Raw genomic sequence first — 12638 nt, forward strand, 5'->3', positions numbered from 1 at the left:
CGCGGCTTCAGCCGCCCTCGGTCAGCCGCTCGATCTTCAGCACGCGGCGCATCAGATTGACCATGGCATAGCCGGCCAGCAGCGAGAACAGCGCCATCAGCACATAGCTGACGATGGCACCGAGTTCGAACAGGCCTGCCAGCGCCCAGCCCGAAGCGAGCGCCACGCCGAACAGCTCGACCGCGATCAGGATGCCGAGCGACACCACCATGATCAGGTTGCGCCAGTTGGTGCGCCTTGCGGCCATGTCGTTCGGTCCTCGATCAGCGGTCCTGGCGCAGGGCAGGCGCCGGTTTTCGGGCGCAAGCTCTAGCGAAGCCGGCTCCAGCATGCAACAAAATCGCGCCCTCCGCCCGAGATGGTCCGTCCCGCCGAGCTTGAAAAGACCCTGATGATCGATACGCCTGTCTTCGGTTCGGCCGCCGCCGCCGCGCCCCATCACCTCGCCTCCGAAGCCGGCCGCGCCATTCTCGCCGAGGGCGGCAACGCCATCGAGGCGATGGTCGCCATGGCCGCCACGATTGCCGTCGTCTACCCGCATATGAACGCGATCGGCGGCGACGGCTTCTGGCTGATCCATGAGCCGGGCGGCAAGGTCCATGCGGTCGAGGCCTGCGGCCCGGCCGGCGCGCTCGCCACCATCGCGCGCTATCGCGACAAGGGCCATGACGTCATTCCCCCGCGCGGGCCCGATTCCGCCGTCACGGTCGCGGGCGCGATCGGCGGCTGGGAGGCGGCGCTCTCGCTGTCGAAGAGCCTCGGCGGCAAGATGCCGCTGAAGGATCTGCTGGCGGACGCGATCCGCCATTGCAGCGAAGGCTACGAGATCTCTGCCTCCGAACTGCGGACCTGGCCGCAGCAGGTCGAGGCCGTGAAGGAGGCGATCGGCTTCAGCGAGTTCTTCTGGCCGGGTGGCGAGCAGCCCAAGGCCGGGGCGCGGCGCAAGCCCGAGGCGCTGGGCGAGACCTTCCGCCAGCTCGCCTCGGCGGGGCTCTCGGATTTCTATCGCGGCGATGTCGGCCGTGAGATCGCCGGCGATCTCGAGCGCATCGGCGCCCCCGTCACCCGCGCCGACCTGGAGGCCTACAAGGCCCGCTTCGTCGCGCCGCTCTCGGTCCGGCTGCCGGGGCTGACCGTCTACAACTGCCCGCCGCCGACGCAGGGTGTCGCCTCGCTCCTGATCCTCGGCATCTTCGAGCAGCTCGGCGTCACGCGGCCCGACGGCTTCGACTATCATCACGGGCTGGTCGAAGCGACCAAGCGCGCCTTCGCCATCCGCGACCGCATCGTCACCGACCCCGCCTTCGCCACGGTCGATCCGGCGAATGTGCTGACCGAGGCGGTCTTCGCCCGCGAGGCGGCGGCGATCGACAAGCGCCGTGCCGCGGCCTGGCCGTTCAAAACCGGCGATGGCGACACCGTCTGGATGGGCGCGATCGACGGCTCGGGGCTGGCCGTCTCCTACATCCAGTCGATCTACTGGGAGTACGGCTCGGGCTGCATCCTGCCCCGCACCGGCATCAACTGGCAGAACCGCGGCGTCTCCTTCTCGCTCGACGCCAAGGCGGTGAACCCGCTGCAGCCGGGCCGCAAGCCGTTCCACACGCTGAACCCCGCCTTCGCCCGCTTCGACGACGGGCGGATCAATGCCTACGGCTCGATGGGCGGGGACGGCCAGCCGCAGTTCCAGGCGCAGATCCTGACGCGCTACCGCTTCGGCGCTGGCGCAGCGGCGGCGGTCGATGCGCCGCGCTGGCTCTTCGGCCGGACCTGGGGCGCGGGTTCGATCTCGCTCAAGCTCGAAAGCCGTTTCGACCCGATGCTGCTCGCCCGCCTGACCGGCGCCGGCCATCCGGTCGAGGAGTATTCGGAAGCCTATTCCGACCAGTTCGGCCATGCGGGCATGCTGGTGAAGCATCCGAAGGGCCATGTCGAAGCGGCGCATGATCCCCGCTCCGACGGCGATGCCAGGGGCTGCTAGGGGGTGACCACGATGCTCTTCGACGATCCGTTCCGCTGCTTCGTTCCCTATCCGCAGGCGCCCGTGAAACACGCGCCGACCGGGCCGCTCGCAGGCCTGACGCTGGCGGTGAAGGACCTCTACGACGTCAAGGGCTACCCGACCGGTGCGGGCTCGCCGCTGGTGCTGGCGCAGTCCGGCATCAAGGCCAAGACCGCGCCGGTGGTGAAGGCGCTGCTCGAGGCCGGCGCCCGCTTCGTCGGCAAGACCCATACCGACGAACTCGCCTTCTCGCTCAACGGCAAGAACGCGCATTTCGGCTCCCCCATCAACCCGGCGGCGCCGGAGCGCATCACCGGCGGCTCCTCCTCGGGGTCGGCGGCCGCGGTCGCGGGGCGGCTCGCCGATATCGGGCTCGGCTCCGACACGGGCGGCTCGGTGAGGGCGCCGGCGAGCTATTGCGGCCTGTTCGGCATCCGTCCGAGCCATGGCCGGATCTCCCTGAAGCGGACCTGGCCGCTGGCGGACTCCTTCGACACCGCCGGCTGGTTCGCCCGCGACGGCGAGGTCTTCGCCCGCGTCGGGGAGGTGCTGCTCGGCGTGGACAAGGTCTCTCTGCCGCTGACCCCGCGCCTGCTGCTCGCCGACGATCTCTTCGCCCAGGCGGTGCCGGAGGCGGAGACGATCCTGCGCAACGTCGTCCAGCGCATCGTCCCGCAGCTCGGCGAGCCCGAGACGGTGAAGGCGGTGCGCGATCTCGATTCGCTCTACTGGGCCTTCCGCTGGCTCCAGGGCCGCGAGGCCTGGGCCGCCGACGGCGCGCTGATCGAGCGCCTCGCCATGCCGCTGGGGCCCGGCGTCGCCGAGCGCTTCGCCTTCTCGAAGGCGATCTCCGATGCCGACCACGCCAAGGGCGAGGCCGTGCGCAAGGCCTTCCGGACCCGGCTGTCCAAGCTGCTCGGCCAGGACGGCGTGCTGATCCTGCCGACGGTGCCGGACATCGCCCCGCTGGTCAGCGCGCCGGAAGACCAGCTCGACGATTTCCGCAACCGGGCGCTGCGCCTGCTCTGCCTCGGCGGCCTCTCCGGCTTCCCGCAGGTGAGCGTGCCGGTGGCGCGGCGCGAGGGCGCTCCGCTCGGCCTGTCGCTGCTCGGGCCGAAGGGCTCCGACAAGTCGCTGATCGCCTTCGCGACGCGTTTCGAGCGTGCGGCGCGGGTGCGGATTGCGTGAACGCGGCGCTGGCCTGAAGGGGAGATGCCGATGAGCGGCCACCACCATCACGACCACGATCACGACAACCACTTCACGCCGATCGAGGCGCGGGTGAAGGCGCTGGAATCGCTGATGGTCGGCAAGGGCTACGTCGATCCGGCCGCGCTCGACGCCATCATCGACACCTATGAGACCAAGATCGGCCCGCGCAACGGTGCTCGCGTCGTCGCACGCGCCTGGGTCGATCCGGATTTCGCGGCGCGGCTGAAGGCGGATGGCACGGCCGCCGTCGCCGAACTCGGCTTCGGCGGGCGCGGCGGCGAGCACACCGTCGCCTGCTTCAACACGCCGGAAGAGCACAACCTGATCGTCTGTACGCTGTGCTCCTGCTATCCATGGCCGCTGCTCGGCCTGCCGCCGGTCTGGTACAAATCCCCGCCCTATCGCGCCAAGGCGGTGATCGATCCGCGCGGGACGCTCGCCGATTTCGGCCTGACCCTGCCGGAGGGCCAGCGCATCCGCGTCTGGGATTCGACCGCCGAGACGCGCTTCCTCGTCATCCCGATGCGCCCCGCCGGAACGGAAGGCTGGTCCGAGGACAAGCTCGCCTCCATCGTCAACCGCGATTCGATGATCGGCACCGGGCTGCCGCGCGTGGAGGATGCCGACAGGGGAGATGCGTCATGAACGGCGCTCAGGATCTCGGCGGGCAGATGGGCTTCGGCCCCGTCCAGCCCGAGCCGAACGAGCCGATCTTCCACGCCGAGTGGGAGAAGCGCGTGCTCGCGATCAATGTCGCGGCCGGCGCCATGGGCGGCTGGACGATCGACGGCATCCGGGCGGCGCGCGAGAGCCTGCCACCGGCGCAATATCTCTCCTCCTCCTATTACGAGATCTGGCTGGCCGGGCTGCACAGGATCCTGGTCGAAAAGGGCTTCGTCACGCCCGAGGAGCTGGAGCAGGGCCAGCCGCTCGCCCCGGCGAAGACGCCCAAGCGCGTCTTGAAGGGCGATGAGGTCGCGGCCGTGCTGCGCCGCGGCTTCCCCTATGAGCGCGAGGCGGAAGCACCAGCCCGCTTCGCGGTGGGCGATGCGGTGCGGACGCGGGTGATGCACCCGCAGCACCACACCCGCCTGCCGCGCTATGCCCGCGGCAAGCGGGGCGTGATCGAGCGGATCACCGGCTGCCATGTCTTTCCCGACACCGGCGCGCAGGGGCTGCCGGAGACGGCGCAATGGCTCTACACCGTCGTTTTCACCGGCCCGGAGCTCTGGGGCCCCGATGCCGATCCGACATCGACCGTCTCAATCGAGGCCTGGGAGAGCTATCTTGAACCCGCGTGACCTCGCGATGCTCGCCGGCGACACGCCGATCCCGCGCGACGGCGGTGGCCCGGTCTTCGCCGAGCCCTGGCAGGCGATGGTCTTCGCGCTCGTCGTGCAGCTGCAGGAGCGCGGCGTCTTCACGGCGGAGGAATGGGCGCAGGCGCTGGGTGCCGAGATCCGCGAGGCGATCGCGGCAGGCGGGTGCCGCGATGGCTCTGACTATTACGAGCGCTGGTGCGATGCGCTGGAGCATCTTCTCATCGCGAAGGGGCTGGCCTCGCATGACGGCGTCGATGCGCTCGCCGCCTCCTGGGTGCGGGCCGCGGAGGCGACGCCGCACGGCACACCGATCCGGCTCGAGAACGACCCGCAACGGCGGATCGGCTGACGCTCGATCCGCCTCAGGCCCATTCGCCCTTGCGGAAGACCGGCACGCGGCGGCCGTCGGCGTGGACGCCGTCGATGTCGACGCGGTCCGAGCCGATCATCCAGTCGATATGGATGAAGCTCTTGTTGCCGCCCTGGGCCGCGACCTGCTGGGGGGTCAGCTTGCCGCCGTCGACGAAGCATTTCGAATAGCACTGGCCGAGCGCGATGTGGCAGGAGGCGTTCTCGTCGAAGAGCGTGTTCAGGAACAGGATGCCGCTCTTCGAGATCGGCGAGGAATGCGGCACCAGCGCCACCTCGCCGAGCCGGCGCGCGCCTTCGTCGGTGTCGAGCACCTTGGCGAGCACATCGGCACCGCGGCTCGCCTTCGACTCGACGATGCGGCCGCCCTCGAAGCGCACCTGAATCTCGTCGATCAGCGAGCCCTGATAGGAGAGCGGCTTGGTCGAGGAGACATAGCCCTCCACCCGCAGCGCATGCGGCGTGGTGAAGACCTCCTCGGTCGGGATGTTGGGGTTGCAGGTCACCCCGTTCTTCGCGGTCGAGGCGCCGCCCTGCCATTCGTGCCCGTCGGCGAGGCCGACGGTCAGATCGGTGCCGGGCCCGGTGAAATGCAGGGACTGGAAGCGCTGGCCGTTGAGCCATTGCGTGCGGCTGCGCAGCGTCGCGTTATGCGCGGCCCAGGCGGCGACGGGGTCCCCGCTCTCGACGCGCGAGGCGGCGAAGATCGCATCCGCGAGCTTGCCGACGGCGACCTCCTCGGCGTCGCCGGGGAAGACGCGCCGGGCCCAGGCGGCCGTCGGATAGGCCAGGATGTTCCAGTTGATGTCGAAGCCGGCGATCTTCTCCAGCGCCGGCTGATAGGCGACCGAGTTGGCCTTGCTGGCGCGCGAGACCTTGGCCGGGTCCTGCTCCGAGAGCAGCATTGGGTCGTCGCCGACGATGGCGAGACGCGCCGTGTTGTTGGCGAAGGCCTTGGCGACGCCCTCGTGCAGCCAGCCGGCGGCGCGGTCGAAGCTCGCATCATGGGCATGGCGGTAGCGTGCCAGCGTCACCTCCTCGTCGGAGAGGATCGGCGTCACCAGCCCGGCGCCGGCCTTGTAGGCATGCTCGGCGATCTTGCGCACCAGTGGCAGCGCCGCGACCGGGGCGGTCAGGAACAGGTCCTGGCCCTCCTGAAGATTGAGCCCGACGCGCACGGCGGCCTGGGCCAGCCGGTCGAGCTTGTCGGGATCGATCGAAACGGGAAGGCCGCGCTGATGAATGGTCATGGGGACGCCTGGTCTGGTGATGTCGGGCGAATCTAGTGCAGGGCCGCGCATCCGCCAATGGACCGGCCCGGCATGGGGATGCAGGATGGCGCCGCACTGCCTTGCGTCACCGCCCCAGAGATCCCGATGTTCCTGCTCAACTCCCATCCCGATAATGGCCAGCCGCTCCTGCCGGAGGATGCGGAAACCCTCGGCGCGGCCGGCGCAGCCGCGGTCGAGGCCCAGATCCGCCTCCGGGAAAATTACGCGGTGACGCCGCTACACGACCTGCCCGGCCTGGCGGCGCAGCTCGGCGTCGGCGCGATCCAGGTCAAGGACGAGGGGCACCGGCTCGGGCTCGGCAGCTTCAAGGCGCTGGGCGGTTCCTATGTCGTGGTGAAGCTTGTGCTGGAGGAGGCCGCGCGCCGGCTCGGCCGCCCCATCGACATCGCCGAGCTGCAGTCGTCGGCGGTGAAGGAGGTCGCTGCCTCGCTGACCTTCTCCTGCGCCACCGACGGCAATCACGGCCGCTCGGTCGCACAGGGCGCCCAGCTCGTCGGCGCGAGGGCGGCGATCTTCGTCCATTCCGGTGTCAGCGAGGAGCGCATCGCGGCGATTGCCCGCTTCGGCGCGACGATGATCCGGGCCGAGGGCACCTATGATGATTCGGTGGCGGAAGCCGCGCGCGTCTCGGCCGAGAAGGGCTGGACGGTGGTCTCCGACACCTCTTGGCCGGGCTATGAGCGGATCCCGGGGCTGGTCATGCAGGGCTATACGGCGCTCGTCGCCGAGGCGCTGCGGCAGATGAAAGAGCCGCCGACGCATGTCTTCGTGCAGGTCGGCGTGGGCGGAATCGCGGCGGCGGTGGCGGCGCATTTCGCGCTGGTGCTGGGCGAGAAGCGGCCGGTCTTCGTGGCGGTCGATCCGGCGCGGGCGGCGTGCATGTTCGCGAGCGCGCAGGCGGGTGGCCCAGTGAAGGCGGAGGTCGGCGAACCGACGGTGATGGCGATGCTCGACTGCTACGAGCCCTCGCTCGTCGCCTGGCGCATCCTGTCGCGGGTGGCGGACGCCTTCATGACCGTCGAGGACGAGGATGCGGTGGCGGTGATGAACCGCCTGGCGCGGCCGGTGGGCGGCGATCCGGTCATCGTGGCCGGGGAGAGCGGTGGGGCGGGGCTCGCCGGGCTGATCCGCGTGGCGGGCGATCCGGCGATGCGGGCGCAGCTAAGGCTCGACGCGACCTCGCGCGTCTTCGTCGTCAACACCGAGGGCGCGACCGATCCGGCGCGCTATGCCGAACTCGTCCACGGCAAGGCGGCCTGACCTGCTTTATCCGGCATGCCTCGCCGGCATGCCCTGCCGGCATGGCGCCCGCACGATCGGCGCACGGGGCGGCGCCAGCGCCTCTGGCCTAAGCTCCCGCCGCGCGCCGGCCGGATTGGCGGGCGCAGCTTGGCCTTCGAGGGGAATTCACAGATGACCGTTGCCGCAGAGGTGCCCTACCGCACGCAGAACTGGACGCTCGCCAAGCCGATGGCGAGCGGGCGCAACGGCGTCGTCGTCTCGCAGAACCGCGAGGCGGCCGAGGCCGGCGCCGCGATCCTCGAGGCCGGCGGCAATGCGGCGGATGCGGCGGTCGCGGCCTGTTTCGCGCTCGCCGCGGTCGAACCCTGGAACAGCGGGCTCGGCGGCATCGGCTTCGCGGTCGTGCTCCAGGCCGGTGAGACCAAGGCGAAGGTCGTCGATTTCGGCCCCGTGGCGCCGCGCCGCGCCGATCCGTCCGCCTATCCGCTGACGGGGGCGATGAAGAAAGACCTGTTCACCTGGCCCGAGGTGGTGGGCGACGTGAACATCCATGGCCCGCTCTCCTTCGTGATCCCGTCCTCCGTCGCCGGCTACGCCAAGCTCAAGGAGAGCTTCGGCACGGCGATGCCGGTCGCCGAGCTGCTGGCGCCGGCGATCACGCTGGCCAAGCGCGGGCTGGCGCAGGACTGGTACACGACGCTCAAGGTCGCCTCCTCGGCGTCGGTGCTGCGGCTCTACGCGGAGAGCGCGCGGATCTATCTGCCGAACGGCCTGCCGCCGGTGCCGCCCTATCAGGGCAAGCCCGGCTTCTTCACGCTCGGCCAACTGGCCGCGACGCTGGAGCGCCTGGCGTCGGCGGGGCTGGATGATTTCTACACGGGCGAGATCGCCGGCCGGCTCGTCGCCGACATCAAGGCGCTGGGCGGGGTCGTCGATGCTCAGGATCTCGCCGGCTGCGAGGCGATCGTGCGCGACGCGCCGACGATCGACTGGCGCGGTACCCATCTCGTCCACACCGCCGGCGGGCTGACGGCCGCGCCGACGCTGGAAGCGGTGGTTAAGGGCATGGACGCGACGCAGCCCGGTCCCGGGGGGCCCGACGCGGGCTGGTTCGCCAGCCTGTCGCGGGTCATGCGCGAGGCCTATGCCAGCCGGCTCGAAGGGCTGGGTGCGGCGAAGGCGGCGACGGAGCCGGGCGACACCTGCACGACCCATCTCACGGTGGTCGATGGCGAGGGTACGCTGGTCACGGTGACGACGACGCTGCTCTCCTCGATGGGCAGCCGCGTCGTGCTGCCCGATACCGGCGTGCTGATGAACAACGGCATGATGTGGTTCGATCCGCGCCCCGGCAGCGCCAATGCGATCGCGCCCGGCGCCCGGCCGCTCTGCAACATGTGCCCGGTGATCGTGACGCCGAAATCGGGCGATGGCCCGCGCTTCGCCGGCGGCGCCTCGGGCGGGCGGCGGATTCTCGCCAGCGTCTATCAGATGCTGGCCTGGACGGTGGATTTCGGTATGGGGCTGGAGGACGCCGCACACTGGCCGCGCATCGACGTCTCGGGTCCCGACCAGACCAGCGCCGATCTGCGGCTGCCGGCGGAGGTTCTCGCCGCGCTGGAGGTGGCGGGCCCGACGGTCGTGGTCGAGCACGGCGTCCTGCCGATCAACTTCGCCTGCCCCAACCTCATCCGCGTCGATGCGGACGGCGCGCAGGGCATCAGCGACGTGATCTCGCCCTGGTCGGCGGCGGTCGCGGCGAAGGGCTGACCTGGAACGGCGTCATGGTCGGGCTTGACCCGACCATCTCGTCAACCAGCGCGATCTGGTCATGAGATTCCCGGGTCAAGCCCGGGAATGACGCTTTACGCAGGCGCCCGTCACACCCGCTTCAGACCCCAGGGATACGGCGCCGAACCCTTCTGCATGCCGGTCAGGCTCTTGCGGTAGGCGGTGCGGATCATGAAGACGCCGAGCGGGATCGTGGCGGTATCCTCAAGCGCGAGGCGGCCCAGCGCGGCGGCAGCCTTTTTCTGGCCTGCCTCGTCGGGCGCGTAGAGCCATTCTTCCGCCAGCGCCTCCGCCTTGGCGCTGTCATACCAGCCGAACCAGCCCTTCGCGCCCTGGCCGCGGACGAGATAGGACAGGGCCGGATTGCTCCAGCCCATCGCCGAGCCGGTGGTGTGGAAGATGCTCCAGCCACCCTTCTCGACCGGCTCGCGGCTGTTGCGGCGCTGGATCACCGTCCCCCAGTCGCTGGCGACGAACTCGACATTCATGCCGAGGCTCTTGAGCAGCTCGTAGGTGACGTCGCCGAGCGGGCCGATATCGGGAAAGTCGGTCGGGCTGATGATGACGACCTTCTCGCCATTGTACCCGGACTCCTTCAACGCCGCCTTCGCCTTCTCGACGCTTTGCGGCATCAGGTCTTCCAGCTCGCCGTCGTAGTACGGCGTGCCGCGGAACCAGAGATTGCGCGAAGTCTTCCAGATCGAGGTGTCGTCGCCCTGGGTGGCGCGCATATAGTCTTCCTGGTTCACCGCCATGCGCACGGCCGCACGCACCTTCGGATTGTTGAAGGGCGGCTGCAGGTGGTTCAGCCGCATGATCGCGCCGCGGCCGGACTCGTCGGTGACCTCGCGGGTGATGTCGGCGCTGCGGGCCAGCATGGGCTGGAGATCGCTGAGCGGGCGCTCCCACCAATCGACCTCGCCCTTGATCAGGGCATTCGCCGCCGTCGCCGGGTCGGGCAGGATCTGCCATTCGATGCGCTTGAAATTGGCGACCTTGCCGCCGGCATTGCGGCTGGGCGGTTCGGCGCGCGGCTTGTAGGCCTCGAACTTCTCATAGGCGACCTTGCTGCCCGAGACATATTCAGCCGGCAGGAAGCGATAGGGGCCGGAGCCGATGACCTCGGTGATCTGCTTGGTCGCCTCGGTCGTCGCCAGGCGCTCGGGCATGACGAAGAGCGGAGAATCCGCCTTGGCGAGCACGTCCAGCATCATCGGGAAGGCGCGGGTCAGCTTGATCTCGAAGGTCTTGTCGTCGATCGCGGACGAGGACTCGATCACCTTCGCCAAGAGCTGCCCGTAGGGGTCGCGCTGGACCCAGCGCTTAAGGCTCTGGAGACAATCCGCCGGCTTGACCGGGCTGCCGTCATGGAAGGACAACCCGTCGCGCAGCGTGAAACGCCAGCTCTTGCCATCCGCCGCAACCTCGTGGCGCTCGACCATCTGAGGCTGCGGCTTGCCGGCCAGATCGAGCCCGTAGAGCGTGTCGTAGACATAGTAGCCGTGATTGCTGGTCACCGTCGCCGTCGTCCAGACCGGATCGAGCGCCGTCAGATTGGCCTGGGGCACGAATTTCAGCGTGGTGGCCGACTGGGCCGCGGCGCGGCCGATAGCGGCGGGGCCGGCGAGCGTCAGGGCGGTGGCGCCCTTGAGAAATGTGCGGCGTTTCATGGAAATCCCCCTCGGTCGATGGGTCGGTGGCGGCATCGGACACGGGCGTGGCGAGGCCTGTCTTGGACGTTCCTGCCCCTGAGCGGGGCAGGCCCTTTCAGATGAAGACCACGGCTCAGTCGAAGCCGAGGAAGCCCGGCGTGTCGGCGATGCGCGGCGCGGCGGTGAGTTTCGCGATGTCGGGCACGGGGCGCGCCGTCAGCGCGTCGCCGGCGAGCGCCGCCTCGAGCGCGGCCGCCACCGCCAGCACCTTGGCGTCGCCGCCACGCGGACCGACGATCTGCAGCCCGAAGGGCATGCCCGCATCGTCCAGCCCGACCGGCAGCGAGATCGCCGGATGGCCGACGGTGGTGACGGCGTAGGCCAGCGCCAGCCAGTGGAAATAGGTCCGGGTCGGCTGGCCGTCGATCTCGGCCGGGTAGAGCTCCGCCCAGGGACGCGGGCTCAGCGTCACAGCCGGCGAGAGGATGACGTCGTAATCCTCGAAGAAGCCCTGCCAGCGCTGGTAGATCGCGGTCTGCTGCTTGAGCGCGCGGGTGATGTCGAGCGCGCCGTAGCGCAGGCCTTCCTCGACATTGACGCGGACATTGGGGCCGACCATCTCGGGCGTATCGCGGACTTTTTCGTACATGCCGGCGAGGAAGGCGAGCGAGCGCAGCACCTCGAAGGTCTCGTCCATGCCGGCACAGTCCGGCGTCGCCTCCTCGGTCGCGGCGAAGAGCGAGGAGAAGGCGCCAACCTTCTCGGCGAAGACCTTGCGGATGTGCTTCTCGGTCGGCGCGAAGCCGAAATCGGGCGTGATCGCGACCTTGAGCGAGGCGAGGTCGATCATGGCGGGCCTGGCGAAATCCTCAGGCCGGCGGATCGTCTGGCCGTGAATGGTGGTGGCGAGCGGGTCGGCGGCGTCGTCCCCGACCATGGTCGAGAGCAGCAGGCAGAGATCGGGAACGGTGCGCGCCATCGGCCCCAGCACGGGCAGCGGATTCCAGCCGATCGGCCGCTTCTCGCTCGGCACCAACCCGGGCGTCGGGCGGAAGCCGACGATGCCGTTGAAGGCGGCGGGGTTGCGCAGCGAGCCGCCGGTGTCCGAACCGGTGGCGATCGGCACCATGCCGGTGGCGAGCGCGACACCCGAGCCGCCCGAGGAGCCGGCGGCGGACTTCGTCGGGTCGAAGGGGTTGCCGGTGGCGCCGTAGACGGCGTTGCGGGTGTTGGCGCCGGCGCCCCATTCCGGGGTGTTGGTCTTGCCGAGCACGATTGCGCCCGCCGCGCGGGTCTTCGCGACGATGAGCTGGTCTTCCTCGGGAACATGGTCACGATAGAGCTGGCTGCCATAGGTGGTGCGCAGGCCGGCGACGTTCTCGAGATCCTTCACGCCGAGGGGAAGGCCGTGGAGGGCGGGCAGGGCGTCGCCGCGCATCGTTGCGGCATCGGCGGATTTCGCCGCGGCGCGGGCGCGCTCATCGTCGCGGGCGACCATGGCGTTGACGGCGGGATCGACGGCGTCGATGCGGGCGATGCAGCTTTCGAGCAATTCGGTCGCCGAGAGCTTCTTGGCGCCGATCAGGGCACGCGCCTCGACGGCGCTGAGGTCGCAGGGATTGGTCAAGTGGTCAGGCCTCTCGTTGAGGACCGCGCGACGCAAAAGGCGTGCCTGAGGTCCGGCGAGGCGCAGTCTAGGGCAAAGGCGCCGGGCGTGAAGTGCAGGTGGCGCAGGGCGCGGGCCGCGCCCGCGGAG

11 protein-coding genes are annotated in these 12638 nt (G+C 69.8%); 7 read left to right on the top strand and 4 right to left on the bottom strand.

Going from position 1 to position 12638, the window contains the following annotated elements:
- Positions 1–7: 7 nt before the first annotated feature.
- Positions 8–247: a hypothetical protein gene (locus tag ACFPN9_RS27495; protein ID WP_066723169.1), complete on the bottom strand. Its 240-nt coding sequence runs from the start codon at positions 245–247 to the stop codon at positions 8–10.
- A gap of 144 nt (positions 248–391) precedes the next feature.
- Between ACFPN9_RS27495 and ACFPN9_RS27500 the strand changes: the two genes are divergently transcribed.
- From ACFPN9_RS27500 to ACFPN9_RS27520, 5 genes are read left to right on the top strand one after another with little or no spacing between them, the layout of a single operon-like run.
- Positions 392–1981, top strand: coding sequence for a gamma-glutamyltransferase family protein (locus tag ACFPN9_RS27500; RefSeq protein ID WP_066723196.1), 1590 nt, complete (start codon positions 392–394; stop codon positions 1979–1981).
- Between the two features lie 12 nt (positions 1982–1993).
- The gene (locus tag ACFPN9_RS27505) at positions 1994–3190 is read left to right on the top strand and encodes an amidase (protein ID WP_066723165.1); all 1197 of its coding nucleotides are present in this window, start codon (positions 1994–1996) and stop codon (positions 3188–3190) included.
- Between the two features lie 30 nt (positions 3191–3220).
- On the top strand, positions 3221–3859 hold the full coding sequence (gene nthA / locus ACFPN9_RS27510) for a nitrile hydratase subunit alpha (protein ID WP_066723189.1): 639 nt from the start codon (positions 3221–3223) through the stop codon (positions 3857–3859).
- Positions 3856–4515, top strand: coding sequence for a nitrile hydratase subunit beta (gene nthB / locus ACFPN9_RS27515; protein WP_066723159.1), 660 nt, complete (start codon positions 3856–3858; stop codon positions 4513–4515). Before nthA ends, nthB begins: the two co-directional genes overlap by 4 nt.
- A 7-nt stretch (positions 4516–4522) precedes the next feature.
- On the top strand, positions 4523–4885 hold the full coding sequence (locus ACFPN9_RS27520; RefSeq protein ID WP_066723186.1) for a nitrile hydratase accessory protein: 363 nt from the start codon (positions 4523–4525) through the stop codon (positions 4883–4885).
- Positions 4886–4898: 13 nt separating this feature from the next.
- Here the strand turns inward: ACFPN9_RS27520 and ACFPN9_RS27525 are convergent, their stop codons facing one another.
- Positions 4899–6155, bottom strand: a complete 1257-nt coding sequence (locus ACFPN9_RS27525; protein ID WP_066723156.1) for an aminopeptidase — start codon at positions 6153–6155, stop codon at positions 4899–4901.
- 126 nt (positions 6156–6281) lie between these two features.
- Here ACFPN9_RS27525 and ACFPN9_RS27530 point away from each other — a divergent pair, with 126 nt between their 5' ends.
- Positions 6282–7457, top strand: coding sequence for a diaminopropionate ammonia-lyase (locus ACFPN9_RS27530; protein WP_066723183.1), 1176 nt, complete (start codon positions 6282–6284; stop codon positions 7455–7457).
- 153 nt (positions 7458–7610) lie between these two features.
- Positions 7611–9209 carry a gamma-glutamyltransferase gene (locus ACFPN9_RS27535; protein WP_377817934.1) on the top strand — a complete coding sequence of 533 codons (1599 nt, stop codon included), beginning with the start codon at positions 7611–7613 and terminating at the stop codon, positions 9207–9209.
- Positions 9210–9319: 110 nt separating this feature from the next.
- On the opposite strand, the gene ACFPN9_RS27540 is transcribed toward ACFPN9_RS27535, so the two are convergent.
- Both ACFPN9_RS27540 and ACFPN9_RS27545 read right to left on the bottom strand, forming a co-directional pair.
- Positions 9320–10900: an ABC transporter substrate-binding protein gene (locus tag ACFPN9_RS27540; protein ID WP_066723150.1), complete on the bottom strand. Its 1581-nt coding sequence runs from the start codon at positions 10898–10900 to the stop codon at positions 9320–9322.
- A gap of 115 nt (positions 10901–11015) precedes the next feature.
- Positions 11016–12509: an amidase gene (locus tag ACFPN9_RS27545; RefSeq protein ID WP_066723147.1), complete on the bottom strand. Its 1494-nt coding sequence runs from the start codon at positions 12507–12509 to the stop codon at positions 11016–11018.
- Positions 12510–12638 lie beyond the last annotated feature (129 nt).

The sequence above is a fragment of the Allobosea massiliensis genome (assembly GCF_042655245.1).
Taxonomy (GTDB): Bacteria; Pseudomonadota; Alphaproteobacteria; order Rhizobiales; family Beijerinckiaceae; genus Allobosea; species Allobosea massiliensis.